At 50.7% G+C, this 26,317-nt stretch carries 24 protein-coding genes; 10 read left to right on the plus strand and 14 right to left on the minus strand.

What is annotated here, in order from left to right; all coding sequences use genetic code 11:
* The first annotated feature begins 86 nt into the window (after positions 1 to 86).
* Positions 87 to 332: a hypothetical protein gene (locus tag HF685_RS03775; RefSeq protein ID WP_168818359.1), complete on the plus strand. Its 246-nt coding sequence runs from the start codon at positions 87 to 89 to the stop codon at positions 330 to 332.
* Between the two features lie 54 nt (positions 333 to 386).
* Complete coding sequence (locus tag HF685_RS03780; protein ID WP_168818360.1) at positions 387 to 2,375, plus strand: hypothetical protein; 1,989 nt, start codon at positions 387 to 389, stop codon at positions 2,373 to 2,375.
* A gap of 11 nt (positions 2,376 to 2,386) precedes the next feature.
* Here the strand turns inward: HF685_RS03780 and HF685_RS03785 are convergent, their stop codons facing one another.
* Positions 2,387 to 2,824: a two pore domain potassium channel family protein gene (locus HF685_RS03785; RefSeq protein ID WP_168818361.1), complete on the minus strand. Its 438-nt coding sequence runs from the start codon at positions 2,822 to 2,824 to the stop codon at positions 2,387 to 2,389.
* Between the two features lie 108 nt (positions 2,825 to 2,932).
* On the opposite strand from HF685_RS03785, the gene HF685_RS03790 reads away from it, so the two are divergent.
* The 3 genes from HF685_RS03790 to HF685_RS03800 are packed head-to-tail and all read left to right on the plus strand — an operon-like array spanning position 2,933 to position 7,117.
* Positions 2,933 to 4,927 carry a caspase family protein gene (locus HF685_RS03790; RefSeq protein WP_168818362.1) on the plus strand — a complete coding sequence of 665 codons (1,995 nt, stop codon included), beginning with the start codon at positions 2,933 to 2,935 and terminating at the stop codon, positions 4,925 to 4,927.
* A gap of 15 nt (positions 4,928 to 4,942) precedes the next feature.
* On the plus strand, positions 4,943 to 5,965 hold the full coding sequence (locus HF685_RS03795) for a S1 family serine peptidase (protein WP_168818363.1): 1,023 nt from the start codon (positions 4,943 to 4,945) through the stop codon (positions 5,963 to 5,965).
* Between the two features lie 51 nt (positions 5,966 to 6,016).
* Positions 6,017 to 7,117, plus strand: coding sequence for a serine protease (locus tag HF685_RS03800; RefSeq protein WP_168818364.1), 1,101 nt, complete (start codon positions 6,017 to 6,019; stop codon positions 7,115 to 7,117).
* Between the two features lie 56 nt (positions 7,118 to 7,173).
* Here HF685_RS03800 and HF685_RS16260 read toward each other — a convergent pair whose 3' ends face one another.
* The 7 genes from HF685_RS16260 to HF685_RS03835 all read right to left on the minus strand — a co-directional run bounded on the left by HF685_RS16260 (position 7,174) and on the right by HF685_RS03835 (position 17,231).
* Positions 7,174 to 7,422 (minus strand): hypothetical protein, encoded by a 249-nt coding sequence (locus tag HF685_RS16260; protein ID WP_246218733.1) that lies wholly within the window; start codon positions 7,420 to 7,422, stop codon positions 7,174 to 7,176.
* A 34-nt stretch (positions 7,423 to 7,456) separates the two neighbouring features.
* Positions 7,457 to 9,391: a TIR domain-containing protein gene (locus HF685_RS03810; RefSeq protein WP_168818365.1), complete on the minus strand. Its 1,935-nt coding sequence runs from the start codon at positions 9,389 to 9,391 to the stop codon at positions 7,457 to 7,459.
* Positions 9,392 to 9,474: 83 nt separating this feature from the next.
* The gene (locus tag HF685_RS03815) at positions 9,475 to 12,966 is read right to left on the minus strand and encodes a caspase family protein (protein WP_211051338.1); all 3,492 of its coding nucleotides are present in this window, start codon (positions 12,964 to 12,966) and stop codon (positions 9,475 to 9,477) included.
* Between the two features lie 158 nt (positions 12,967 to 13,124).
* On the minus strand, positions 13,125 to 13,508 hold the full coding sequence (locus HF685_RS03820) for a nuclear transport factor 2 family protein (protein ID WP_168818367.1): 384 nt from the start codon (positions 13,506 to 13,508) through the stop codon (positions 13,125 to 13,127).
* A gap of 230 nt (positions 13,509 to 13,738) precedes the next feature.
* Positions 13,739 to 16,156, minus strand: a complete 2,418-nt coding sequence (locus HF685_RS03825) for a TonB-dependent receptor (RefSeq protein WP_168818368.1) — start codon at positions 16,154 to 16,156, stop codon at positions 13,739 to 13,741.
* A 239-nt stretch (positions 16,157 to 16,395) separates the two neighbouring features.
* A complete protein-coding gene (locus HF685_RS03830) occupies positions 16,396 to 16,776 on the minus strand; it encodes a helix-turn-helix transcriptional regulator (RefSeq protein WP_168818369.1) in 381 nt (126 codons plus the stop codon).
* A gap of 11 nt (positions 16,777 to 16,787) precedes the next feature.
* The gene (locus HF685_RS03835; RefSeq protein WP_168818370.1) at positions 16,788 to 17,231 is read right to left on the minus strand and encodes a hypothetical protein; all 444 of its coding nucleotides are present in this window, start codon (positions 17,229 to 17,231) and stop codon (positions 16,788 to 16,790) included.
* A 611-nt stretch (positions 17,232 to 17,842) separates the two neighbouring features.
* On the opposite strand from HF685_RS03835, the gene HF685_RS03840 reads away from it, so the two are divergent.
* From HF685_RS03840 to HF685_RS03850, 3 genes are read left to right on the plus strand one after another with little or no spacing between them, the layout of a single operon-like run.
* Positions 17,843 to 18,838: a glycosyltransferase gene (locus HF685_RS03840; RefSeq protein ID WP_168818371.1), complete on the plus strand. Its 996-nt coding sequence runs from the start codon at positions 17,843 to 17,845 to the stop codon at positions 18,836 to 18,838.
* A 1-nt stretch (position 18,839) separates the two neighbouring features.
* Positions 18,840 to 19,469 carry a class I SAM-dependent methyltransferase gene (locus tag HF685_RS03845; RefSeq protein WP_168818372.1) on the plus strand — a complete coding sequence of 210 codons (630 nt, stop codon included), beginning with the start codon at positions 18,840 to 18,842 and terminating at the stop codon, positions 19,467 to 19,469.
* Positions 19,466 to 19,855, plus strand: a complete 390-nt coding sequence (locus HF685_RS03850; RefSeq protein WP_168818373.1) for a GtrA family protein — start codon at positions 19,466 to 19,468, stop codon at positions 19,853 to 19,855. Before HF685_RS03845 ends, HF685_RS03850 begins: the two co-directional genes overlap by 4 nt.
* Before the next feature lie 2 nt (positions 19,856 to 19,857).
* Here HF685_RS03850 and HF685_RS03855 read toward each other — a convergent pair whose 3' ends face one another.
* The 5 genes from HF685_RS03855 to rfbF are packed head-to-tail and all read right to left on the minus strand — an operon-like array spanning position 19,858 to position 24,392.
* Complete coding sequence (locus tag HF685_RS03855; RefSeq protein WP_168818374.1) at positions 19,858 to 20,751, minus strand: NAD-dependent epimerase/dehydratase family protein; 894 nt, start codon at positions 20,749 to 20,751, stop codon at positions 19,858 to 19,860.
* A 7-nt stretch (positions 20,752 to 20,758) separates the two neighbouring features.
* Entirely contained in the window at positions 20,759 to 21,985 is a 1,227-nt protein-coding gene (locus HF685_RS03860; protein WP_168818375.1) for a class I SAM-dependent methyltransferase, read from the minus strand.
* 28 nt (positions 21,986 to 22,013) lie between these two features.
* Positions 22,014 to 22,499: a dTDP-4-dehydrorhamnose 3,5-epimerase family protein gene (locus tag HF685_RS03865; protein ID WP_211051339.1), complete on the minus strand. Its 486-nt coding sequence runs from the start codon at positions 22,497 to 22,499 to the stop codon at positions 22,014 to 22,016.
* Between the two features lie 46 nt (positions 22,500 to 22,545).
* Positions 22,546 to 23,589, minus strand: coding sequence for a CDP-glucose 4,6-dehydratase (rfbG, locus tag HF685_RS03870; RefSeq protein ID WP_168818376.1), 1,044 nt, complete (start codon positions 23,587 to 23,589; stop codon positions 22,546 to 22,548).
* A 29-nt stretch (positions 23,590 to 23,618) separates the two neighbouring features.
* Positions 23,619 to 24,392 (minus strand): glucose-1-phosphate cytidylyltransferase, encoded by a 774-nt coding sequence (gene rfbF, locus HF685_RS03875; protein ID WP_168818377.1) that lies wholly within the window; start codon positions 24,390 to 24,392, stop codon positions 23,619 to 23,621.
* Positions 24,393 to 24,438: 46 nt separating this feature from the next.
* Here rfbF and HF685_RS03880 point away from each other — a divergent pair, with 46 nt between their 5' ends.
* Positions 24,439 to 24,795 carry a hypothetical protein gene (locus HF685_RS03880; RefSeq protein ID WP_168818378.1) on the plus strand — a complete coding sequence of 119 codons (357 nt, stop codon included), beginning with the start codon at positions 24,439 to 24,441 and terminating at the stop codon, positions 24,793 to 24,795.
* Positions 24,796 to 24,846: 51 nt separating this feature from the next.
* On the plus strand, positions 24,847 to 25,272 hold the full coding sequence (locus tag HF685_RS03885) for a DoxX family protein (RefSeq protein ID WP_211051340.1): 426 nt from the start codon (positions 24,847 to 24,849) through the stop codon (positions 25,270 to 25,272).
* A gap of 35 nt (positions 25,273 to 25,307) precedes the next feature.
* Here HF685_RS03885 and HF685_RS03890 read toward each other — a convergent pair whose 3' ends face one another.
* A complete protein-coding gene (locus tag HF685_RS03890; RefSeq protein WP_168818379.1) occupies positions 25,308 to 26,099 on the minus strand; it encodes an SDR family oxidoreductase in 792 nt (263 codons plus the stop codon).
* Between the last annotated feature and the right edge of the window lie 218 nt (positions 26,100 to 26,317).

The following is a 26,317-nucleotide window of genomic DNA, read 5'->3' on the forward strand; positions in this document are numbered from 1 at the left end:
TTCTGATAGCGCTTCGGTGCCCTTGACCCGACTGGAACAGGCACTCCTTGCACCAGCTCATTTTTAGTGAGATGAGACTATTATAAATGTTTGATAAAAAAGTGAAAAGAGATACCGATTCCAAAGATGTGTGCCTCCTCGATCCTCACGACAGCTTTACAAGCCATGCGGATGTACATTCCGAAACGCTGTCGATGGCGGGCAGGCAATTGAAGCATCTCATCGGATCGAGATTTGCTGCAATATGCGATGGGCTTTTTCAAGCAACAAATGCTTTGACTCTTCGTCAGCAAACGGACTCAATTTGCTCCCATCGGGAAACAGAACCTTGATGTGGTTCAAAGTCTATCTATAGGTTTAGTTTAGAACGCATTGGATCGATTGTTATGACATCTCCGCCGGTACCGAACAAATTTCGCTTCAGTATTGGCGTCACGGGGCACCGGGCTGCGCATGCGAGCTTCGCAGCCAATAATGGCCAGGTCAAATCGGTGATCGAGAAAATTTTTGGTCATATTGATCAGGCCGTGGAAGGCGCAGGCTCATCGCTTGGGCCAGAAATGCTGGCACCAACCCGGTTACATACCCTGATGGTGGATGGCACGGATCAGGCTGCGGCGGAAATGGCACTCGCGCGTAATTGGGAACTGATCAGCCCCCTGCCCTTCGGCGCGCGGTTAAATGCAGCCATTAATGCAATGCCAACCAATGCTGCTGATGCCCGTGCATTGCTTTCGGGCGACCAACCCGCCGATACCGAGACCCGGAAAAGAGCTGAGGCAATCCTTAGCCTTACGGGCAAAGCAAAAACTTTTGAACTCGCCGATCAGGATGATGCGATTGCTGAGCTCTATCTAACAAAACTTGACGCGCCGGAAGATTTTGCCAAGGCGCAGGCTTTTGCGCTTGAAAGCGCCACTCGCGCCGCACTTGCCGGACGGATTTTAATCGAGCAATCAGACCTGATCATTGGTGTATGGGATGGCAAATCAACAGCCAGTTTAGGGGGAACCGGCCACACAATTGCAACCGCCCTCGACCTGGGTGCACCGGTAATATGGATTGATCCAACGGAGCCTGAAGGTTGGAAAATTTTACATTCACCGGAATCATTAGCGGTTCTGCAAGGCAATTCACCGAGCCGGGACCGTGAGGCGCAAATACAGACGATAGTCCGCAATGTTATCTGTCCGCAAGAGGAGCCGATTGATCGTAGCTCTGCGCATCACGGTCTCGCTGCACTGCAGAATGGCCGCTGGTATGATCGCAGCGCGAGTCTCACGCATGGGTATCGCCGTATTGAAGCATTGTTTGGCGGGGGTCCGCCATTTAGGTCGATTGTGCAGACCTATGAAAAACCGGAAGACATCGGCAAGGGTAGCGGCGCAGAAATATTAAACGCTGCCCGCGCTTTGCCCGGTGCCGACCCTTTACTGGCTGGAAAAATAGAGCAACAGGCGATGCAAAATTTTGCCTGGGCTGACGGTATATCCGCACGGCTTTCCGATCATTATCGCGGCGGTATGGTGGTCAATTTCTTACTATCCAGCCTCGCTATTGTTGGCGGCATCGCATATTTGCCGTTAGTCCCTGCTGATCATAAATGGGGTTTTGCTCTATTTGAATTCTTACTCCTGATCGCGATTGTCGTCATCACATGGCGCGGTCAGAAATATCGCTGGCATGGTCGCTGGTTTGAAACCCGCCGTGTGGCTGAATATTTTCGTCACAGCCCTTTGTTGCTGATGATGGGCGTGGCCCGCGCGCCAGGACGCTGGCCAAAGGGAACGGACACCAGTTGGCCGGAATGGTATGTTCTTCACGCTCTTAGGGATATCGGACTGCCCAATGCAAGAATAAGCGATGGGTACCTTCGGTCCTGTCTTTCAACCCTGCTCGACGGCCATGTGGTGCCGCAACGCGACTATCATTTTGACAAGGCACAGCGCCTGAAGACTGTCCATCATAATCTCGACCGATTTTCCGAACTTCTGTTCAAGCTCGCGATTATTTCTGTCGCAGCCTATCTGGTGTTGAAAGGCGGATCAGCCCTGCATTTGATTGATGCCGGGCTGTTAGCAAAGCTGTCCAAAACATTTACCTTGTTAGGCGTAATGTTTCCGACGTTCGGTGGCGCAATAGCCGGCATCCGCTTTTTCGGGGATTTTGAGCGTTTTGCGGCAATTTCGGAAGTGACGGCAGAAAGGCTTGAGGCAATTGCCGGGCGCATCAAGTTGTTGCAAACCGCTCCTGATGACACGCTGAGCTACGACCAGGTAGCCGAACTGGTGCATGCAACCGACGAAGTCGTTATAGCGGAAATCGAAAACTGGCAGGCCGTCTTTAGCGGCAAGCATATTACAGTTCCGGTTTAATTTTAATCAAATCAATCGGTTTCAGGGGCCCAGATGCGTTCCATGGTCAGATATGTGAACGATGCGCTCCACGCTATTAGCAGCAGGCCTGTCAAGGCTTCTATGCCCACTACCACGCGAATGGGCCCTTCGGGCGTAATATCTCCGATGCCCAATGTGGTGTAGGATGCGATCGAAAAATAGAAGAAATCAGCGACGGTAGATGTATGCGCGCCCGAGAGACTGCCGACACCGTTATGCGCCATGGCCCAGATCGCAATTGCGAAGATTACGATCTCCAAAAGATGCGTTAAAAATATCATGGTCATCACCAGAAGCATTTGCCGGCGAACACCTGCTCCCAACTCTGAAATTATCCGCGCACCGTTCCTTAAAGCCTTGAAATGCAAATAAAGGCAGGCAGCAATAAGCAATGCCGAAACGGAAAATGCGACGATCAATTCTTCCATAGTTACCGCTCCGTTTTAGCACCACAATCAATCAAGCTGGCCAAGCGCCACAAACTTGACAGCTATGCTGTAGTTTGAGACAATGTAACTCACTGTAAAGGCAAAACAATGATATTTCAGAAGTTAATTGCCTTCGTCATAATAGCATCTCTAGCGACCGCGACCGATGCTGCAACTACGCGCGGCCTGTTTGTCGGTATCGATGATTACCAGTTTTCGAAAGATAATGGCGGCGACAACGAATTCAGAAACCTGAGAGGCGCTGTCAACGACACGATCAATATTAAAAACGCTTTGCGGCCTCTTTACCGAATCGCACTCGACAAAACAGCGCCAGATGCCTGCCCTTCGGAAACCGCTGGCGATATTGTGTCCATCACATTATTCAACAAATGCGCGACCCGTGCGAAAATTTTGAAATCGCTTGACCAGCTAATCACAATGTCAAAACCGGGTGATACACTCCTGTTTTACTTTGCAGGCCATGGCGCTCAATATTCAGCTATCGTCCGCGCGGACCAGTCTTCCGGATATAGCGGAACCATCCTCCCTTTTGATGCCCGCGATCCCGATTCGAATGAAGTGAAAGAAATTTTCGACTATGAACTGAAAGATTACAAGCTCCGCGCCGTCGCCAGGGGCGTGTATTTTATTTCCATTTTTGATTCCTGCAATTCCGGGACGGCTACCCGAAGTGGAGCTATTGGAGGTTCGCGCAGTGCGCCACCCCTGGCTCTTCGATCTGGCCAGAGTTTACCGAATTCCGACATAATCAGCGACCAAGGCGGCGGCGGTGCCAATGGAGGATATTGGGTGCACATGGCCGCCGCGCAGGATGGACAAATTGCGAAGGAATTGCCCAGCGGCGGTATCGACGGGGTTCGCAATGGTGTGTTCACGACCGCCCTCATCGACACTTTGAAGGCTATGCCCAAGGCAAGTTTCAGTGACATTATGCGCCACGTTCAGGCACAAGTGGGTATAGTCAATGTCAATCAAACACCTTCGGTTGAAGGCGATGGCATACAATCGTCGCTTGGTAGCAAATCCGCGAGTGTTGCTTTGTTCAAGGCATCGGTTGCCGGTTCGACATTGATGCTTCCCGATGATGGCCGGACGTCTGGAATAACAGAGGGATCGGTTTTTTCATTGTTCGCGGATGAAACGACTGCGCGTGAAGCTGATGCCACACCAGTTGCAACGGCCTTTGTTTCACAGGTTGGTTCGGACCAGACCAAGCTGACACTTAAGCAGCCTGATATGGCTGCCAAGTTGACAAATATGCCGGCGCTGACCGCCCGCGAGACAACTCACGCCTTTACGCGAGATATATTGAAAATCGGCAACCGGATCCCGCCCGGACCGGATCATGATGCCGTCAACAAATTCCTGGATTCATTCGAATTTATCAAGCAGGCAGATGCAGGAGAGCTAAATATTGCGAAGATCGAAGAGAGCGCAGATCAACTGGTGCTGGTCCGCACAGACGGCACCGTAATAGCAAATTTGGGAAGCCCGCAAGATTCTGGATTTCAAAAAAATCTCGAGACAAAATTGAAAAAAGCGGCGCGCGTCAACGAAATGCTCGGCCTGTTAACACCCGTCAATGAAGCAGGCATCGACTTTTGTATTGATGATAGCAAATATGGTGTCCTGACCTGTCCAAAACCCGAGCGCAGAAATATGCGGCTTATTAAAGTCGATGAGAAAGCGCAGGTGACAATTACCAACAGAAACCAAAAGCCTCGGTATTTTTACGTTTTCGGCATTGACCCCAATTTTGGAATAGCGGTCATTATGCCGCCGCCGGGCGCCAAGGATTCGGCTCTGCCAGAAGGGCGCGCCTATCGTAACGCCAGTGACTCCAACGATGATCCGGTCATCATGCGAACGCCGGGTACGTATCGGTTTCTTACAATCGCATCAGAAAAACCGATTAATCCTCTAGCCCTGGAACAGACCGGAATAGCGGCTCGTGGAAGCAATATTTGTCAGAGTGCGCTCGAAAAACTGCTCTGCAATGCCAATGAAGGTAAGCGGGGCGATCCTGTACCGCGTGTCGGAGAATGGTCTGCGACAATGGAAACCGTCCTTGTTGAATAAACCTGGGGAGTAGCGATGAAAAAGACTCCATTGATAATCGTTATAGGTCTGCTGACTGCAGCAGCCCAACCTGTTGATCCGGATGCAGATGACGATCCTTTTGCGCCACAGGAAATCGAGCAAGCTGCGCCCGATACCGTACAATCCGAAGATAATGGAGAGAAAGAGGACGATGATGGCGGCCGGATAATCGGTGGCAAGAAAGCGCCCCCCGGATCTGCTCCCTGGCAAGTTCAGCTTTTTTCCCCAACTATCTATTCGGACGCGGAACGCAAAGCAGACGCAAAACTTCCTAGAACCGATAGCCGGAAAAAGTTTCTAAATGAGCGTGCAAGCTATGATATCTCTCACCGTTGCGGCGCGTCTTATATTGGAGATGGGTGGAGCATCACGGCGGCACATTGTGTAAACGATGACGCCATCACTTATCGCAGGGTTCGCATCGGGACCCAGAATGTTGCGAGTGGCGGGAAAACCTATCGCATAGACACCGTTGTATTGCACAAAGGATACCAGAGTCAGAACAAACATGATATCGCATTAATTCACATCAACACCAAGAACAGACCCTTGCCCAGCGGTGTCGAGAAAATCACTCTCCAAAGTCCCGCTGATCCCGCGATGCGAAATGGCGAGACATTACGCGCCACAGGCTGGGGTATGACCGGTGCAAAAATGCCCGGCACCACACTGCGGCTGGACCGGTCCGGTGGCATTCAATTTCGGCCACCCAATCTACTGCGAGTCGATCTGGCTTATTTTTCGCCCACAAGATGCCAGAAGTTTTCCCAGTTCAAAGGAAAAGTGCATCCAACAATCCTATGCGCAGGATCGTCGGACGGCCGCGATACCTGTGTAGGCGATAGCGGAGGGCCGCTGGTTCGATATCAGGATAAATGGGTGCTGGTTGGCATTGTGTCTTGGGGCGTTGGATGCGGCATCAAAGGCCTTCCGGGGATTTACACGCGCGTATCTCAATATGCGGATTGGATAAAGAGAGCGAAAACAATGCCCAGAGGTACACATAAAATATTCTAGGACAGGCATATCCGTGATACGTCCAAATTGTTAAATTGCAGAAAGATGTTGATGAATAATACAAAGTCCATAGCCATATTCTCTTTGTTTTTCATGCTTACCGGGGCGATGCAGCCTGATCCATCTCAATCGGAAGGCGAGCTGGAGGAAACTGGTTCCTTCCCTGAAGATGAGGGCGATGAATACCCGGCAAAACCAAAGCCGGGCGATGGTGCACCGATAATCAGGGGGTCCCAGGCGCCGCCAGGTCACGCGCCTTGGCAGGTGCAAATCTATTCAACGCAATCTTATTCTGAAGCAGAAATTGCGCATGATGCCGGACTATCGTCAATCGCGTCTCAGAATCCCGGCGGCGAACGAAAGAAATTTCTCAAAGAGCGCGGTGAATATGGACGCATGCATCGATGCGGCGGAGCTTATCTGGGAGAGCTTTGGATAATCACCGCAGCCCATTGCGTCTATGTAGATGGTAGCGCAAAGAATGTTCGCGCGTTGCGCCGTGTGCGAATGGGTACTCAAAATCTCACAAATGGCGGGGCGACCTATCCCATTGATGCGGTTGTCATCCACCGGGACTATGTACCCGGGAAGCACAAAGCGGATGTAGCCTTGCTTCGCATTTCGACGCGGGGAAAAGTCGGAAGCATAGGATCAGGCCGGCTAAAATCTATCAGGCTTCATAGCGTACCCAGCGGCCATTTACCTATCACAGACGGAACCATGTTGGAGATATCCGGTTGGGGACTAACCGGACCACTGAACGTTGATGCTGAAAATATTCGGTTCGATAAAGACGGGAAACTACAACTATCACCAGCCCAGCTACTTTATGTCCCCGTGAACCATGTATCGCGAAGATCTTGCAAGAAATATCCCGCTCTCAGGAAAAACCTGACGAAAGGTATGGTCTGTGCTTTGGGTTGGGCAAAGTCGAAGCCTGATGATGTGATTGGCGATTCATGCGTCGGGGATAGTGGTGGACCGTTGGTTCGTCGTCAGCCCAATGGCACTATCCGTTTGGTAGGCGTTGTCTCCTGGGGAAAAGGTTGCGGCATTGCCAACATGCCGGGTGTCTACACCGACATATCCTATTACTCGATCTGGATTGAAACGGCGAAACAGAACGTTAAATCAGGCGTTTGGAAACGATAATTTGATTGAGAACAGGTTAGAATTCTCAGAGTAGCTTGCCGAGCTGTTTACACAGATTATCGTTCAGTCTCACCCCGTTCAGTTTCACCGCGTTCGGTTTCACCGCGTTCAGTTTCACCGCGCTCAGTTTCACCGCGCTCAGTTTCACCGCGTTCAGTCTCACCGCGCTCAGTTTCACCCCGCTCAGTTTCACCGCGTTCAGTTTCACCCCGTTCGGTTTCACCGCGCTCCGTCTTCTCCGCAGAACAAGCCTGCAGTGCAATCGGTGTTGTCAACACCAGCAATATCATTAATAACTTTCGCATTATATCATCCCCACTTTTGTTTTAACAACATACTCTAAACGAAACCTATCTTCTTTAGCAAACCGGAAAATTCAGGCGTTTCGCGAACCGGGTCGAGCGCCGGATCGACAAACATATTGACCATCCCGGCATCGCCCGTCGCATAAGCTTGCTGCAGCGCGTTTATTGCCTTCTCCCGATCATTCCATTGCGCAAAGACCTGCGCCTGCTGGTAAAGACTGTTCTCTCCATGATCAGTAGAAAATTTTGTCAACGCCGCTTGTGCTGCGGCATCATTTCCCCGCCGTTTCTCGATAATGGCGATGCCCGGCAGTCCGAAAAGATTATTCGGTTCCTTTGAGAAAAATTCAAACGCTTTATCTTCGTTTCCTAGCATCAAATGCGCGGAACCCATATTGGCGTTTGCACCGCTCAATTTGGGATTGAGTTCCAGCGCACGCTCGTAAGGCTTGATCGCATCTTCAAATCGGCGTGCCCGATAGCTGATATCGCCGATCGAACGGAAGGTTCTGGAATTGAGCGGGTCCAATGCAGATGAACGCTTGATAATCGTGTCGGCAAGGTCAAACTCGGCAAAGCGAGCGAGCGCCATCGCATAACGACTAAGAACGTCCGCATCTCCAGCGCCCAACGCATAGGATCTATCATAAGGTTGGCGAGCAGCGCGCATATCAAGCTGACCATGCCCAAGAGCGAACCCCAGCGATGAATGCGCTTCGGCAAATTCGGGAGCGGTTTCAACAGCTTTTCGGGCCGCAATTACAGCTTCGGAATATAGATTCTTGCGTTCAACGCCAACGGCGTATTGATTGGCCAATACTGCTAATGAGCGCGAGTGAGCGGCGTAGGCTGCAGAATATTTATTATCTGTCGCAATTGCCTCTTCAAATTTGGCCAAAGCCTGACGGTCGGTTTCTTCGCTGATACCGGCTTCGTATAAATCCTTTCCCCGCAAATAGGCATCAAATGCTGCCACACTATCGGTTCCACCAATCTGCTTTTCTTTGCTGGAACCACGATCATCTATTTGTGCAGACAGTGCAGTGGCAACAGAAGCGGCGATTTCCCGTTGCACGGCAAATATATTGGTCAGCGGTTTTTCAAAGCTTTTTGACCATCGGTTGAAACCACTAGCTCCTTCAATGAGCTCAGCAGATATTCGGACCCGATCACTCGCCTGCCTGACATTTCCCGCTAGTAGAAATGACACCCCTAATTTGGCAGCAACGTCTGCTGCATCTTCCAATTGCTCGCGGAAATTGTTCGATGACGTCTGGCCAACCACTTGCAGCAGTTTGTTGCGTGAAAGTTCCGCCCTGATTTCTGCAGCAAGACCATCGGAGAAATAATTTTGTGATGGATCACCCCCGATATTGGCAAAGGGAAGAACCGCAATGCTGCTTTGCTCTGCCCCGCCACTCAAAATTCCGCTGGTCCAGGCAGCAACCGCACCGCCAACTAGCACCGCCGATGTGCCGCCAATGATCAGACTACGGCGGCTGACCGAAGGCAATGCCGATGTGGGTGCCTGTGCCGGCAAATCGGAAATATCATGTAACGTTGCGACGGCATGCAGGACTTTTTGCATTTCCGGTGATGCTACCCGGTTCTTTTTACCGGAAATATCGATAAACTGGAATTGGCCGAAACCCAGTGGCGGCACGTGACCATCAATGGATACGGGGACCAGACATCCACGATCCCGACCGCGCGTGGCTTCATCCTGAACCCAGTGAGATGCTGCGGAATTTACAGACCAGAGCACGACAACCGCCCTCGCCCTTTCCAGTACTTCGGCGGTTTCCTTTGCGGCATGCACACCGCCCTTGATAAGGCCGTCCCACCAGACGCGAAACCCGGCATCCTCAAGCGCCTTGATGATCGGCATTGCACGGTCGCGATCAGCATGGGAGTAGCTCAAGAAAACTGTGTGTTCCGCTTTCCCGTATATCTGGTCACCATCAGTCATCAGCTGATTTTCCTACTGCAAAGATTTGCGAAGCCCGAACGACGACTCTAAGCACAACTTAAACCATTGTAAAATGATACAGATCATTGCCGTTTGTCGCTGGCCGTATCCCGCCCTTCAAGCTGTACACGCAGAGCGATGAAGCTGGGCCTGCTATTAAAGTCAAACAGGACGGGTTGCTGGATCTTTTGTTTTCTTGACGCTGTCCGTCCCGGAAAAAAGAAACTGCTACCATTGCTCCGGTCAGCGCTACCCAGCCCTGAAAGACGTTTATCGGTAGCGAGTTCCGGCAATCGTTTAACCGCGTATGAGAGCCACTTGTCCAACAATATTCTGCCATTTTCATCACGCTCTGCATGACCGGAATCTGCGGTAATCCCACCGCCGTCGTCTCCTGCCAGAGCATAGGTCAATAGACCATGGCTGAGCGAAGCATCTTCCAGCGCGACATCGCTGGCCTGAGCCGCCGTCAATATCCTGATCCCCTTGTCGAAAGCCAGTTGGCCAAGCCCCCGGTCGCCCATAGGACCGGGCTTGAAATCTCCGCTATCCACGCTGGCGCCCGAATGGCAGGCATCAATGATCAGGCTAATGTCCGCAGCTTGCGTAGCGCGGAGCAAATAGGTGATGTCGGTGGTCGACAACAAGGTTGATACATCGGGTAGATTTTGGCTATCGGGCCATTTTCCATCAGAAGGCAGCAGGTAGAAATCGCCATCCTTATCCGCCCAGCCATGTCCCGAAAAGGAAATGATCACAATATCATCGGCGGTGGATGCTTCGAGCATTTGTGCGTCAACCCCGGCCCTGCGGAGCCGGGCAAGATTTTTGCCGCGATCCCGTTCAGACATCACCAATGCGAGGGCGCTTTGTACACTCAGTTTGTCTGTCGGTTTAGGTCTGCCATCAGCCGAACCGTTTCCAGCCAGAACCAGCTGCCGCACCTCATATCCCGGGATATTTTTCAGGCGATCGGCAATCAGACGCGCATCCGGCTCTGCATAGTTCAGATCCAGACGGTCCTCATGATAGTCATTAATGCCAGTCGAGATGACATAAGCTCTGGGTTTGCGCGGGGCTGGCTTTATTTTCCGCTGATAGACGAATGTTGCCGTATCGCTCTTGATCCGGCTTTCGTTAAACGCATAGGCCGAAAAATTCAGTTGTTCCGTACCCGGCCTGGTTGGCAGCGGAACCGTCAAAGCATAGCGATATATGCCGTCAGCGTCGGGCTTGATTTTGATCCGGTTTTTCTTCCGCCATTGATCGAGCGTTTCGTTGGCGTCGCTGACGTCCGCACCAACGACATAGGGTTCATCGGGATATTGACCGATCAGGCGGTTGTTCAGGAATAGTCTGGGGCTGAAAAGCCCCGACCTGGTTCCACCATTGACCGCGTTCTTGTCAAAGCCTTCTATTGCCTCGAAAGTGACCGTCGCCTGCCTACCGTCTTTGTTTTCGCTTACGTCCACAATTTTGACTTGCGGCAAAACCCGCGTCAGATCGGCGAATGAAGGCAGTGACTTAAACGTGGTTGCGCAATCACCGGCAGCGCGGCATTCCAGCAATTTCCGATATAATCCCGGCTGATAAAAATCACGCATGAATGTCTGCGGAGCCAGACTTTGCCATGGTGCATCAGGCACTATCCAGCGGACCATGTCGGTGTCCGGCGAAAGATTGGTATCATACCGCCCTTCGGGTGTGACTGCAAAAAAGCGATTATCCGGGAAAGTGTAGAAAGTGAGCAATTTTGTGAAATTCTCGCTATCCCAGAATTCAATAGCGCCGTCCTCGGTCGCGGCCCAAAATAATTTCGCCTGTTCGATAGGCCCGCCCGTAGTGAGTGCAAAGCTACCGGCGATACTGGCGACGACTTCCCCTTTTCCGATGTCAATTATTTGCCGTTTGTAGAGATCAACCGCTCGGTCGTTGCTGATCGGGACAATGTCGGTAGAAGTGTCTGAAACCCTAATCAATTCTGCTGTGCCAGAACTATCGACTACAACCAGATCTGAATCCTGATAGTGAGCGGAAATGGACTGTGTAAACAGAATTTTTCTTCCGTCGGGAGTAAAATATAAATTTTCAATAGTGCTGTCATTGTCGAAAGATATTCCACCTTCACGGATAATTTCCGCAAAATGGTCCTCTCTTCTCATGCCATCAGGTGTATCGAATAAAAGATTCTCAATGGTGGCGGACAAAGGATGAACGAATTTTGCTATCTCTCGCGGTGGAGAGACCAGAGTTTCGCCCGAAACGTCAAATAGCCACACCCGAAGCAATTGTTCTGAATCCGGGTTGGTTAGATCATCGTCCCGCTCCCTGGTTGCCACTGCAAGCTGCTTTAAGTTGGGCGAAAGCTTGATCGCTGTGATGGTCTGTCGGTCCCAGTCCGGCTGTTTCATCAACCGCCATTTCCCTGCAGATGTATATATCGACACGCTAGCGGCTAATGGTAAATGCGTGGCACTCCCGTTGCTACTCATCTCCTCGAATTCGACCGGGCACTCATGACGCAGACCCGATTTAAAACAGCCAGAAAGGCTGCCGACACCCAAAAATTGGTTGTCGCCACTAAGTGCTTGCATATCACCATAACTTTCAACGGCTGAGCAACTATCTTCTTTCGCACAATCCTGATCTACAATAAGTGCAGGCGGAAAACCTTCCAGTGCCTTAGGCATATCGTTGGTGGCGAAGTACCCATTGCTAAACAGCATGTAGCGACCTTCATCCAGCCAGCGCACATCATGATAGGGTCGGCCAGGAAGAAAGCCATTCGTCTCGGTGCTGCCGAAGAGATCTAACGTCTCGATCCGTGATTCCGTGTCATTTCTCAGGCTTTCAATCTTAACCAGATAGCGTCCATCTGCGGTGACATCCACATCCGTCAAGTAGCTTCGCGGACTGCCGGTCAAAGCAATGGTTTGCTTATCGTCGTCCTGTGGCACCAGATTGACACCATAGCGACAGCGCGCGCGGGAGGTACATGTGGAATCGTTGAAAGCGTAATTTTCATCGTTTGGATCGATAAGACCGGGAATACCATTGTCATGATTAGGTCCGGGCCGAAGCAACCCATCCGGAGATAAAGGAAAAGGTTCTTCATCACCTGGACCTTGGATATCATCCGGAACGATTACCGTCTGATCACCTGCGATTTCGCGCGTTTCCAAGTTGAGGGAAAAACTGCACCAAAAACCGCCTCGATTTGCTGTTAAAGGACAGAAATCGGGTTCGGTTACCCTATTTTTGCCATCTTCAGTAAAGATCAGTGTAGCGGTTTTACCATCCCTGCGCACATCAAAATTATAATAGTATAGTCGTCTCGAATTCGGCTCATTTGGCCACCTGCCCGGGACTTGCACGCGATCAAGTATTATCCCGCTTTTCGCGTCCCAGAATATGATGGAACCATCTTCAGCCAGCGAAACCAGATGCTTGCCGTCATTAACCCACCGCACCGCGCTCACCGGTGCCTGATGTCCCAGTTGCAAGATAATTTCAGGTTTGAGTTGACCGTGATCGGCGCTCTGCGCAAGAGTCGGCGCCGCTGTGACGAAGGACAACAATAAGACGGCCGCATGGCCAAAGATCTTCAATTTGCTAGGCACCAAGCTTGAACATCTCTCTAAACAGTCCTTTCTCCAGATGTAGTTTTTACAATTCAGACTGTAAACATAAGTGCCACAAGTCAAGCTGCATCAAAAGGTTCTGAGATATCGGACTAATTGCGTTTGGATGAGAAGATTGATCGGCAGGATTTGTTGTTCTTGTAATTGGCCGTATCCTCTGGACCGCAATGGTCAACCCACCACGGGATTATCCGCGTCGGTGCAAGGTCATCGCCAAGCGTGCCATCCCCTTCCACTTCAGTTAAATGCTGCCCGATCAAGTGGTGATTGCGGACGTGGCTGGACAAAGCCGTCATGCAAAAATCGGCAAAACCATCTGCATCACCGGTATAGATGCCATAGTCCATGTAGGAATCATCCCAAAATTGGGCCCGCAAAAGGTTCCGATCCAAGCGATCCAACGCGCGCAAATATTGCGCGGGAAGTTCCATGATCGCCAACTTATCAAGCTGCAGCTTCAATTGATCGGAATTCATTTCTGAACGCTCCCGTGATGGCCTGAAGACCATTCGTTCCAATCACAATATGCCGTCTAAATACCGGGTAAATTGTTTTTTCTTTAGCCTGTATTGGCTTCTCTTGCCGGGGCAAACCGCTATCCGGAGGATTCGATCTACTCAAAAGCAAATTCGCCCGAGCCTCCAAAAATTAGGTCGGAATCGCCCCCGACGATTCCGACCGGATTTGATCAACGGGAGAGTGTCAATCAAAACTTGAAGGCGGCTTCCACGAACACTTGGCGTCCGCGGTTTTGTGTATTGACCCTGTCACCCGCCGTGAAAGGAGCTGCGCCGTTCGTGTTCGTCCATATCTCGTCTGTCAGGTTCAAACCAATCAAAGACAATTTCCACTTTCCGTCAGGATCGCCGACCGAAATCGAACCGTCCAATGTTACATAAGATGGTTGCCGATAGATTGTGTCGGTCGAATTGGTCCAGTAGGAGTCCGAGTAGCTGGCATTGCCGCCTAACCCAAATTCCAGTGCATCGCCCATCGGTATCTGCCAATCAAACGCAATATTGCCGGAGAATTTGGGAGCGCGAGCAGTTGCGCGACCGTTCACCAATGCCACCGAACCATCGGGCCTGACGATATCTTCGCCATATTTGGTATCGGTGTAGGAGGCGGCACCCGACAATGTTAATCCTTCGGCAGGCGTTTGCCACGCCCAATCAATATCGATACCTTTTGTACTCACTTTACTGGCATTGAACGTTTGGAAGTTGAAAATTCTGATATCAAATTCTTGAATCTGCAAATTATCAAACGCATAATAAAAAGCTGCTGCGTTGAACGTAACCGAGCGATCAGCAAATTGCGTTTTTACTCCTATTTCTCCACCTTGGGATGTTTCGGAATCGAAACGCAAAGCATCCCCCGCCCCTTGAACGACAGCTGGATTGGTACTGTTAAGCTGCGTAACCAGATTTGATGGCAGTGCGTTATTGTCAACCCCGCCTGATTTAAAGCCGGTTTTGTAAGCTGCATAAATGTTCACATCATCGGAAACTTTATATTTCAATGAAACTTCCGGCGACACATTGCTGTCAGAGAAACGAACGGGGCCTGCAAAGAATCCCGATGACACAAAGCCAAATGCGGTGGTTATAAGGTCATGCACGTAGGGAAAAGCAATCGTGGTAGATTTCTTTTCGTCCGTCCAGCGCACGCCTCCCGATAACTCTAGCTGATCCGTAATGTCCAGAGTTACACTACCAAAGAACGACAGGGCTTCGGCCTTACTGTTTCTTTCGGCATACCAATCATATGTTTCTCCTCCCGGAACAGATGGCCGGGCTAATCCTGCAGTAAACGCATTTTGCGACGTACCGTAAGGAATGTTTCTGTCTTCCCAGAATGCACCCACCATGAAGTTGAACATGCCATCAAAATCACTGATTAAGCGGAATTCCTGCGTGAATTGTGTTAGCTCATTCCGGAATGGGGCCATAAAGCCCGCAGGAGTGCCATTTGCATTGCCGGTATAATTGAAGTTGCCATTATACTCGTTAAACAAATCGACATAACCCGATACCGATGTCAATTTCAAAGTATCACTCAGATCCAAATCCATAGCGAGCCGTGCAAAAATAATCTCGGTTTCATTATAGGGTTGGGAGAGGTCACGGCCGTCCCCAGTGGTTCCTGCAAAAACAGTATTCAGCGCGGGATTGCCATCAGAAAACGGATAGAGGCCGTCATTTATGTTGCAACTGTGGCTGGAAGCAAAGGCACCGCCAAAAACAGAGGATGTCGGGTTTGGCGTAGCATTGGCGCACGAAAGGTCGGAATGACCAAGAATAGTTTCACTATCCTGATTGTTATAATTTAACTTGAGATTTGCGCTAAAATTATCGGTGGGATCCCATTGCAATGTCACCCGACCAATGAAATTCTTGATGCCCTTATCCTTGTCACGTGCTGCTACCTGCGGCTCAAGTTCGACATATTTGGAAATATCCTGATATTGGGCAGCGACGCGGATGCCTAGCGTGTCACTAATCGGTCCGGAAATATATCCGCCGATGGTATAGCCTTCTTCCTCAAATTCGTATGATGCCTTGCCGCCAATTTCCCAATCCGTAGTCGGGTTCGCGGAACGAAGTGAAAATACGCCAGCAGATGCGCTTTTCCCGAAAAAAAGCGATTGCGGACCTTTGAGAACATCAATTTGCTGAACGTCAAAAAAAGCTGTTTGTAGCAACCGCTGCGTGCTCACTTGTACGCCATCGATGTCAATGCCAACCGCCGAATCAAATGCCGAAGAGATATTGCTGGAACCGATACCGCGCAAACTGATTTGGGCGCCTGCTCCCGAACCACCAATCTGAACATTCAAAGTCGGGATGCGGCCAACAACATCAGCGATTTCGTTCACCTGATATGTATCCAGAGTATCTTCACCAATCGACGTGATATTCACCGGTGTTTCCTGCAGCGATTCAGCCTGGCTTCGCGCAGTAACGATTATGATTTTGCTATCATCTTCCTCCGCAGCTTCGGTCTGGGCAAAAGCCGGCGCGCTTAGTCCCGAAAGAGCAAAAACGGCGGCTGAACCCATAAGGGCAAAACGAGCGGATTTCCGTTCGAAAATCGAATCGTTGCGTAAAGAAAAAATGGTCATAGTCCTCTCCCTAGTGGTGCCAGCCCATCGGGCTAAGACACATCCTCATTGCTCGACGGTTTTCCGTCATATTTTGTGAATTCGATATTAGGAGGGGTTGCACCTTACTCAACTGGCCAAAAGGTCAAGAATTTCGGTAATCTGGCAGATAGAGCATATTTTGCGCTACTAGTTTTGATAAGGTTCCAGAGGAAAGGTTGCGGCACGCGCTGCCGTAAAATACTGTAGCAGCTGTTGAGCTACCATTTGCTTGCGCCCAGATAGCCAAGCTGCGCCGCTTTGAAAACAGTCTGCGTACGATTAACCGATCCGAGTTTCTCCCCGGCACGCTTCACATGATAGCGCACTGTTGATCGACAAACGGACATTATAGCTCCGATCTCTTCATCAGTTTTGCCGATTGAAGCCCATTTTATGCATTCAGCTTCCCGTTGTGATAAGCCACAGTCCGAAGGTATACAGTTGGATTTCGATGCCACAGAAACATAGCTGGTAATCATTCTGCGTGTGAGCGCGCCCAAAATAAAACCATATTCGGAAAATACATATTCCGCTTGCTCTGATCCACCATTAATCAGCGGAAAACTATTGGCTGATATTTGACCAAATGGGAGGTGCACGGGTACGATTATCAATGCGTTATATCTGATTGCAACATTGTCAAAATATGTGCTGAGATCGATATCATCCAGAAATCCGTTGGATGAATAACTATGAAACCCCTATTGTCACACCAGAACGGTTCACTCTCATATCGACAAGCCCGAGGAATTGGAGAGTGTAGCGCATAGCGGGGATCCTCCCACCATCTTTCCCGATTCTTTACCCATCCGAAAATATCCGCATTGAGCGAATTCCCTTCATTATCCAGCATTGGCTTGCCTGAAGCGATGTCGGCGCAAAGCGCGACACGCAGACCGATACGCTCGGCGATATCGCTGAAATTTATTGCCGCTGCCCGAATATTATCGGTTGAGTGAATCGAAACCTTTTCGAGCCATTCCTTCAAATCAGGGCTGCTGATGTCAACACGAGTTGTTGCGGTCTGGCCTGCCACGCATATCACCTCTTCCAAAATAGTGCTGGCGTCATTGAATTCGGCAATCCGCCAGAACTTCTTATTCTTGGGGCCAGTTGCATTTGCTGGACCCTGATCTCAAAATAACCACGCCACCGCGTTTGATGACCGGGATAACCAAGTTTCTCCAGACTTGGCTGTGAATTAAAGCGCAAAACTTCAGGTTAACAACTGTCATTTCTGGCATATCCGCAAGGCGAGCGAATTTAGGAACCGCTTCGGCGTCTGAATTTGGTGCTGCGTAGCAGTGTACGTTTTCACGATCCCTTCGATATCAAGCTGGGTCATTCTTTAGTGCATCTACGGCGGTGCATTGTCGTCAATATCCATTTTCTGTCTACATATGCTGGGACGGGACTGATCTGGCCAGCCGACCACTTACAAGCCACTGTTCCGCTATTGGATGGAAAGTTGATGTATCGCGATGGCGACATTTTGGGATTGGCCGATCCGTCAGCCCGGCCTACGACATGATAAAAACCGTGGCGCGGGACCCTCAACACCCTTATCCAGCAATCAGAAACCAAGACTTCACAAGGACGAGAGTTTTACACCTTGTTAACCAGTTGTGGTTACTTTTGCCTCATTACATACTAGGGACAAAAAATATGGTTTCGGTCAATAACGGCGAGAAGGAAACAGCGGGCGGCGTGTTGGCGCAGCCTTGGCTCTCGGTCGTTCTGCCAACTTATTGCGGCGAAAAATGGGTGGCTACTACGCTGGATGCCATCGCGGTTGACCCTGATCCGGGCATTGAAATTGTTGTCGTCGATACGAGTAGAGGTCCAGAAACACTCGAGATAGTTGCACGGTATGCAGATACACTCAATCTAGCCATTTATCAGCCCGTAGATATTGACGGCTGCTCACTGAAAACTAATTTTGGTGTGGCGCAGGCCAAGGCGGATTATGTCACTTGGCTTTGTCAGGATGACCTTTGGTTGCCAGGCCGTGCGGCTGCCATTCGCCGCTGGATTGAAAAGGATACCAGCGCCGTACTGCACCTTGCCCCAACTGCGATTATCGACAAAGATGGAGAAAGGCTAGGCGATTGGAACTGCCCTCTGCCTGAAACACAAGATCCCATTGATCCCAATATGCTGTGTGAACGGTTACTGGTGCAAAATTTTATCGCTGTCGTCAGCCCGGTGATCCGGCGCGAGGCTTGGATAGCATGCGGCGGAATTGATCCAGCTTTGTGGTATAGCGGTGATTGGGAATTATGGCTTAAGCTGGCGCAAGCTGGCCGTGTATATTATCATAACGAAGTAACCGCCGCATTTCGCATCCATGGTGAAAGCGCCACCAGCACTGGCAGCCGCGATGCAGAGGATTTCCGCAAGCAATTGCAGATAGTAATAGATCGCCACATAGGAGTGATCGATCCTTCACGCCAGTCCGATGTGCGCAAGCTGGCTGATGCCGCAATTGATATCAATTGCGCGCTTGCCTCAGCCGCCAATGGCGATGCTTCGGGGGGATTCAAAACCGTTTGGGCGATCATCGCCTTGGGTCCCATTGGTGCCTGGAACTTAATTAAATATTCCCGGATTATTGAACGCGTTATGCCCCGGGTGCGCGCTAAACTAGCAGGAGCATTATAATATGCCTATCGGCCCCATTGTCCGCCAGATGTTTGGCCCGTTCGAACACCACATTGCTGCCTTATACCGCGCGATATTTGTCGATATTGGCGCCTATGCAGACCGGATTGCGCAATGGGTGCCCGGCGCCTCTAATATATTGGAGGTTGGTTGCGGCGAGGGCGCAGTAACCGAGCATCTGGCAAAAATTTATCCCAAGGCGCAAATTACCGCGATCGACATTACACCGCGCGTTGGCCGCCTGTACCGAGGCGATAGAAGCAATGTTGCGTTCGAAGAAACCACCGTGCAGGAAGTTGCTGCAAGCAGGCCACATCAATTTGACTTCATTATCTTGTCCGACGTAATCCATCATGTGCCCGAAGCATTGCGCAGTGAGATACTTGATTCCGTTCGTACGGCGCTTGCCCCCAACGGCACATTTATTTTCAAGGACTGGAAGCATAGCCGCACACCTATTCATTGGATGTGCCATGCTGGTGACCGCTGGCTTACCGGCGATAAGGTCCGCTATCTGGACAAGAAAGAAGCTGATGCCATGATCGGCAAATCCTTTCCCGATGCAAAAGTCGCTGACGAGGCATGGGTGCGCCCGTGGCGTAACAATTTTGCGATGCTGATAAAGGCATGAACCTATTATCCGTACTGGCCGAACCGCGCCGTTATGTTTCGGTAGGTTTGATTTGTGCGATTATTCATAATGTCGTCGTCATCGGTGCCAGCCATATGGGCATGCACTATATGATCGCGCTGATCTTATCCTTCGCGATAGTCACGCCCACCGGCTATGCGCTGCATACCGCCTACACCTTTGGTAAGGGTTATAGTTGGCGGCAATTTGCTCGCTTTACCAGCGGCGTCGCAGTTGGATTCCCAATCTCCTTTGCGATTATGGTGGTGCTCTGCTCTTACCTCGGCTTTTCCACCTGGGTAGCCACGCCGATAGCAACAATATTGCTGTTTTTATGGAACTATGCCTCAGCGCGCTGGGCGATCTTGTTAGGCCGTTCGGTTTGATATTATGATTTGAGCGCGCGCGAAACGGCATCTTGAATGCCGGTTTCTATTGAGAAATGCGGTGTAAAGCGAAGTTCCTCAGTCATCTTGCGCGTATCGGCGACAATCAAATCAGGCTCTGTCGCAGCCGCAACTGCCTCGCCGAAGATCAAGCGATCTGAAATTCCGGCATAATGCGCCGCCATTTCGGCAAAGGCCCTCACCGTGACGGCAGTCCCGCTGCCAATATTAACTGGTGTTTCAATGTCGCTATGCAGCAAGTGGATCAATCCAGCAGCGACATCGTCAACATGAATAAAATCCCGTTTCTGTGTACCTGCTGAAAACTTAGCTCCCTGCCCGTTTTGCGCGGCTGTAATGACCGTGCCGAGCAGCCGTTCAGGCCGGTCAAACGGGCCGTAAGGATTGAATACCCGTGCCCATCCGGCAGACAGGCCAAGTATAGGGGCCGAGGACATAAGCATTTGGCAGAACGAAGCCTTTGATTTCCCGTACAATGTCGCCGGACTAACAGGTGTAGTTGCTTCATCGAGCACAGGAACAGCCCAGTCATATTCAGCGCAGGTGCCTGCCGCCACCAATCGCTTTCCGCCGCTAGCGGCAAATGCGCGAGTGAGATGGATTGAAGCGGCCAGCCAATCGAGATTTTCAGGCGCATGCCAATACTTCCGCGGCACAGCATACCATGCCAGATGCAGGCAATGACTGGCTCCTATCGCCAAAACCAGCGGAGCAATCTGCCCGCTGTCCATCAGGTCTAAAGTATGGTTATGCGCCCGAGGGTCTATTGCCGGACTACGGCCTATGCAATGCACCTCATGCCCGGTATCGCATAGCAAACGCAATGCTTCGCGTCCAATAAAGCCCGATGCACCGGTGAGGAGAATGCGCGCCATTTGGGCTTCAATCGACCTGCAAATCGGGCACAGCTGTTACAAACTTCGCTCCCCATTCGCGCGCATAGCCAAGCTGCTGCTTGATCTCGGTTTTCAAATTCCATGGCAGGATTACGATCAGGTCAGGCCGGTCATTTCGGAGATAGGCCTCATCGACAATCGGGATATGGCTAGCCGGCATGAACTTGCCTGCCTTTGCTGGATTAAGATCGACCACATAGGGCACGAGGTCGGGCCGAACTCCGGCGAAGTTTAGCAGTGTATTACCCTTTGCAGCAGCGCCGTATGCTCCAACTTTCTGACCTTTGCGGCGGGCCTCGATCAGGAAAGCAACCAGATCATTTTTGATCGTTTCAATTCGTGGCTGCATCGCACCATAATAGGCATCAGTATCCATGCCTGCGGCCTGTTCAGCCGCCGTTATCGCTGCAACATTTGCCGTTACGGGTTTTTCGCCTAAGTCGCTACGCTGCGCGAAAATCCGAAGACTACCACCATGGGTTGGCAATTTTTCGACATCAAAAACGGATAGTCCATTTGCCGCAAAAATGCGCGCCACGGCATGCAGCGACAGATAAGAGTAATGCTCGTGATAAATAGTATCAAATTGGCCATGTTTGACCAATTCAGCCAAATGCGGAAATTCAAAAGTAGCAACACCTTGCGGCTTTAACAAACGCGCAAAACCAGCAACAAAATCATTGATATCGGGCACATGAGCAAGCACGTTATTCGCGGCTGTCAGGTCAGCGGATTTACCTTCGCTCACAAGCCTTTCAGCAAGAGCAACACCGAAAAACTCTTCGACGATATCAATTCCCTTTTCACGTGCAGCATCGGCGGTACTGGTGGTTGGTTCGATGCCAAGGCAACCTATCCCTGCACTTTTAACATACTGTAGCAAATAACCATCATTGGCCGCCACCTCCACAACATGCGACGCGTTATCCAGTCGAAAGCGCGCAATCATCGCATCGACATAGGCCTGTGCATGTCTCAACCATGCCGGAGAGAAGGAACTGAAATACGCATAGTCATCTGCAAACAGTTCGTCATGTTGCGCAAAATCCTCGGTCTGAACTAGCCTGCACTGGCGGCATGCAAAAACCCTGAGTGGGAAATGCAGTTCTGGCACGCTCAATTGATCTGCCGTCAAATACGCATTTGATGGCGGGGAAAAGCCGAGATCGGCAAATAGCTGCACATCTTCATTGTGGCAGTGGCGACATTTCATATCGTTATTCCTGTAAAATCATTTTCGATTAACGGGTGCGCAGCATCACGCGATGATAGCTGGGCAATGGGTAATGGCCATTTGATCGCCAGTGCAGGGTCGACGGGATGCAAGCCCCTTCGCTCTCGCTATCAAACGGTGCCGAGTGCAAATAGACCAGCTGACAATCACTACTCAACGCTTGAAAACCATGTGCAAAGCCTTTTGGGATCAATAGGCTGCGTTTGTTTTGCGCGGACAGTATCTCGCCGTGCCAATTCAGGAATGTTGGCGACCCGCGCCGCATATCAACGGCAACGTCAAATATCTCACCCGAAAGACAGGTAACAAGCTTGTCCTCGGCGGCGGGCGGATGCTGAAAATGCATACCGCGAACTGCGCCTTGCTCGTGCGTCATAGTCTCGTTAATCTGGCGTACCGGCGTGTCCCAGCCGCATGCGGCCAGTTCTTCTTCGCAGAATAGCCGGCTAAAATGACCCCGGCTGTCGGCGTGAACATGCCGGTCAATGCGCATTAGGCCGGCAATTGACGTAGGGATTGGAGTTAGCTTCGGCACAGTTTTAGCAACTTTTGTGCTCGGCAATTTGGGCGCGTGAAAACGCCCGCATGTCCGCGCCTTTGTTCAGAGCCTCATGCCATGATGCGGTTTTTTCCAACGCCTGTGCCAATGACCATTTGGGCGACCAATTTAGCGCGCCGATGGCAAGGCTGCTATCAAGCTTTAGATAATGCGCCTCGTGCACATGCTCGCCTTTGCTCAAATGCCATTTTGCACCCTCATGTCGATGGCATAGCTGGTCGAGTATCCAGCGCACAGGCTGCGCATCAACATCATAGGGACCAAAATTCCAAGCTTTTGCAAAATCATTAGGAGCTGAAAGCGCTGCTCCTGCAAGCGCAATGTAACCGCTAAGCGGCTCAAGCACATGTTGCCAAGGACGGATAGCATCCGGCGAACGGATTTCCAGCGATTGCCCTGCTTGTAGTGCCCGGTAAAAATCAGGAAGCAGACGGTCCTCTGCCCAGTCGCCGCCGCCGATAACATTGCCCGCCCGCGCACTGGCGATAGCAACACCGGCGTGCGCAAGGAAGGATTCACGATAGGCACTCGTAACAATTTCTGAGCAGGCTTTACTCGCCGAATAAGGATCGCGCCCGCCCAGCGCCTCGTTCTCGCGGTAAGCCCATGGCCATTCATTGTTCTGATAGCATTTGTCGGTCGTCACATTTACGACCGAACGCACGGATTCGCATTGCCGGGTTGCTTCTAACAGATTGGCTGTGCCCATAATATTGACAGCAAAAGTATCAATCGGCTCCGCATAAGACGCACGCACCAAAGGCTGCGCTGCTAAGTGGAAAATTATCTCGGGCTGAACAACTTCTAGAGCGGCGAACAGCGCGTTTGCATCGCGCACATCGCCAATGATATGATGGACGAGTTCAGCCTCTACTTGCGCGATATCAAAAAGCGCAGGTGATGTTGGCGGCGGCAGAGCAAAGCCGGAAACTTCTGCGCCTTGTTCCTGCAACATCATGCTGAGCCAACTGCCCTTAAACCCGGTATGTCCGGTCACTAGAATTTTGCGGCCTCGCAAGGTCATGGGCTCCGGTATTTGCCCGGTTGCAACAATCATTCCCAAACCTTCCAAGGGGCCACATTATCCGCCCACATCTTATCAAGCTGCACTTTGTCGCGCAAAGTATCCATCGGCTGCCAGAAGCCGTGATGTTTATAGGCGGATAGGCAGTCATCCCGGGCAAGACCGGTTAACGGCTCATCTTCCCAAACTGTGCTGTCGCCAGCGATCCTGTCGATACAGTTGGGCGAGAGAACAAAGAAGCCGCCGTTAATCCAGCCGCCATCCCCACGGGGTTTTTCTAAAAACCCTGTTACGGTATCCTCTTCCAGCATTAAGGCTCCATAACGGCCCGGTGGCTGTACTGCGGTAATGGTGGCATCGCGGTTATGCGCGTTGTGAAACGCAATCAGTGCGCCAATATCAATATCTGCAACACCATCACCATAAGTCAGGCAAAATGCCTCTTCACCATCAAGATATTCGCGAACACGGCGCAGGCGCCCTCCGGTCATGCTTTCATCGCCAGTATGTACCAATGTTACGTTCCAAGGCTCGGCCTTTTGCTGATGAACGCGCATGTCATTATTGCTCATGTCGAATGTTATGTCAGACATGTGCATGAAGTAATTGGCGAAATATTCTTTGATAATATAGCCTTTATAACCGCAGCAAATAATGAAATCATTTAATCCGTAAGACGAATATATCTTCATTATATGCCAAAGGATGGGCATCCCGCCAATTTCCACCATCGGCTTAGGGCGCACAGATGTCTCCTCGCTCAAACGCGTCCCCAGTCCGCCTGCCAGTATTACAACTTTCATAGTTCAGCTTTCCTAAAAGAGTGCGTTTCAACCCACTGAAACTTCAATGACGTCAAATGCTGAATTTTTCGTAACATTAACCATGTTCCATAACAAAAAATTTTCTTTAACTCCCAAATTATATGCTCAGCTTGTTGAAACTCGGATAGGAACCTGTCACTGTCTGATAGCGGCACAACCCAACGGCTGGCCTCCTTCCCATGCTTCAAACTGGAAAACCGATACCAGCCTATCTAAAGACTGTCGCGAAACAAACCCAGGTGGAGCTTCGGCATTTTTGAGAATTCGAACCTTGTTCCTGACAGCAGCCATTCTGCGCGCGCTATTTAATCGCGCTCGAATGGCAATTATTGTTTGGGAAGCGGGAATTGTGGATCACTGCGACCAATCCATTCTCGGTTAACTTTACATGGATTGCGATGTTGTGTCATGCGTCAAACGACAGGAGAAAAAAATGACATCATCAATGACAGTGACGGTCGGTCGGGTCCTTCTCGGACTCTATTTTTTAATGCCGGGATTGATGAAGGCCGCCGGGCCAGCGGGTACAATTGCCTATATGCAATCACATGATATCCCGTTCACGGCGGCGCTGATGTGGTTTGCAACCATTGTGAATATTGTCGGCGGGCTGTTTCTGATTTTTGGACGCCACGTCAAGTTCGTTGCTTATGGTTTTGTCATTTACATATTGATGGTGAATTTTCTGCTCCACGACTTTTGGACGATGGAAGGTGATAGCGTCGCCCACGAAACCCAAAACTTCGTTAAAAATCTTGGCATCATGGCGGGCCTTTTGGTGCTTGCCGGAAGCTCTGCTGCGCGGCGCATATCGCTATCGGGGTGGTGGCGGAGCGACAATATGGTACTTCGCAAATAGACGGAATACAGATACCGCGCATATACTAGCCCAGCTTACCAAATAAGCAGGCTACCGCCATCGACGGTTATAATTTCGCCGGTCATATATGCTCCTGCGCGGCTTGCAAGCAACAGTGCAGGCCCCATGATATCCTCATCCTGCCCCCAGCGGTGGAGCGGAATCATTTTAATTTCTTTATCATATTGCGCTTTATCCTGCTCAACATAGCTGGTCATTTTTGAATGAAACCGGCCCGGCGCAATGGCATTGACGCGTATATTATCCTCTGCAAGGAGGCTGGCCAAATTGCGGGTCAGTTGATGGATAGCGGCTTTCGAGGTGCCATAGCTCACTCCGCTTCCGGCGCTACCCATAAACCCGGCGACCGATCCAATGTTTATCACGGACGCACTGTTTTCCGGGGTAGCATTGGCTTTAAGCAACGGCAAAAGCTGCTGCGTGAGAAAGAAAGGCGTCTTCACATTAAGATCCATCACCTTGTCCCAGCCTATTTCAGGAAATTCTTCCACGGACGCCAGCCAGCCAGTCCCGGCATTGTTGACCAGAACGTCGATATGGCCTTCCCGATCTGCCAGTTCCTTGGCGAAACGGCCTATGTCTTCACCGCTACTCATGTCGCTGGGCAGAGCAATACATTCGCCGTTCTCGTTTAGATTGGACAGTTCATCGGCAGTCTGCGCACATTCTTCAGGTTTGCGGGCAGTAATATAAACTTTGCTCGCCTCCGCATTCAAAAAGGCACGTGCCATGGCCTTCCCCAAGCCTCGAGATCCGCCTGTGATCACGCAGACTTTGTCATGCATGGAAAATAAACTGTCTGACATGGATGGCTTTCCTTCAAAAAAACACGATTTCTTGCAGCCTTCTATAAAGAAGTCCGGGTGTTTGTCAGATAAATTCAGACATATTTTATGTGCACTACAAATCGTTGCAAATTGAAATATCTCAATTTGGAGACCGGTTGTGGCACAGATGGGAACCGCAACGACCGGTTCGCTCGCCTGAATTAACGGGACCACCGGTGCAGAATTGAGACACGTCT

The sequence above is a fragment of the Parasphingorhabdus halotolerans genome, from assembly GCF_012516475.1.
GTDB lineage: Bacteria > Pseudomonadota > Alphaproteobacteria > Sphingomonadales > Sphingomonadaceae > Parasphingorhabdus > Parasphingorhabdus halotolerans.

Coding starts and splice junctions, on each gene's coding strand:
- HF685_RS03840 (WP_168818371.1), top strand. CDS start 17,843: ATGGTTTCGGTCAATAACGGCGAGAAGGAAACAGCGGGCGGCGTGTTG.
- HF685_RS03845 (WP_168818372.1), top strand. CDS start 18,840: ATGCCTATCGGCCCCATTGTCCGCCAGATGTTTGGCCCGTTCGAACAC.
- HF685_RS03795 (WP_168818363.1), top strand. CDS start 4,943: ATGAAAAAGACTCCATTGATAATCGTTATAGGTCTGCTGACTGCAGCA.
- HF685_RS03790 (WP_168818362.1), top strand. CDS start 2,933: ATGATATTTCAGAAGTTAATTGCCTTCGTCATAATAGCATCTCTAGCG.
- HF685_RS03885 (WP_211051340.1), top strand. CDS start 24,847: ATGACATCATCAATGACAGTGACGGTCGGTCGGGTCCTTCTCGGACTC.
- HF685_RS03800 (WP_168818364.1), top strand. CDS start 6,017: ATGAATAATACAAAGTCCATAGCCATATTCTCTTTGTTTTTCATGCTT.
- HF685_RS03865 (WP_211051339.1), bottom strand. CDS start 22,499: ATGCGCATTGACCGGCATGTTCACGCCGACAGCCGGGGTCATTTTAGC.
- HF685_RS03825 (WP_168818368.1), bottom strand. CDS start 16,156: ATGACCATTTTTTCTTTACGCAACGATTCGATTTTCGAACGGAAATCC.
- rfbG (WP_168818376.1), bottom strand. CDS start 23,589: ATGACCTTGCGAGGCCGCAAAATTCTAGTGACCGGACATACCGGGTTT.
- HF685_RS03890 (WP_168818379.1), bottom strand. CDS start 26,099: ATGTCAGACAGTTTATTTTCCATGCATGACAAAGTCTGCGTGATCACA.
- HF685_RS03775 (WP_168818359.1), top strand. CDS start 87: ATGTTTGATAAAAAAGTGAAAAGAGATACCGATTCCAAAGATGTGTGC.
- HF685_RS03810 (WP_168818365.1), bottom strand. CDS start 9,391: ATGACTGATGGTGACCAGATATACGGGAAAGCGGAACACACAGTTTTC.
- HF685_RS03855 (WP_168818374.1), bottom strand. CDS start 20,751: ATGGCGCGCATTCTCCTCACCGGTGCATCGGGCTTTATTGGACGCGAA.
- HF685_RS03780 (WP_168818360.1), top strand. CDS start 387: ATGACATCTCCGCCGGTACCGAACAAATTTCGCTTCAGTATTGGCGTC.
- HF685_RS03820 (WP_168818367.1), bottom strand. CDS start 13,508: ATGAATTCCGATCAATTGAAGCTGCAGCTTGATAAGTTGGCGATCATG.
- HF685_RS03850 (WP_168818373.1), top strand. CDS start 19,466: ATGAACCTATTATCCGTACTGGCCGAACCGCGCCGTTATGTTTCGGTA.
- HF685_RS03880 (WP_168818378.1), top strand. CDS start 24,439: ATGACGTCAAATGCTGAATTTTTCGTAACATTAACCATGTTCCATAAC.
- HF685_RS03860 (WP_168818375.1), bottom strand. CDS start 21,985: ATGAAATGTCGCCACTGCCACAATGAAGATGTGCAGCTATTTGCCGAT.
- HF685_RS03785 (WP_168818361.1), bottom strand. CDS start 2,824: ATGGAAGAATTGATCGTCGCATTTTCCGTTTCGGCATTGCTTATTGCT.
- rfbF (WP_168818377.1), bottom strand. CDS start 24,392: ATGAAAGTTGTAATACTGGCAGGCGGACTGGGGACGCGTTTGAGCGAG.
- HF685_RS16260 (WP_246218733.1), bottom strand. CDS start 7,422: ATGCGAAAGTTATTAATGATATTGCTGGTGTTGACAACACCGATTGCA.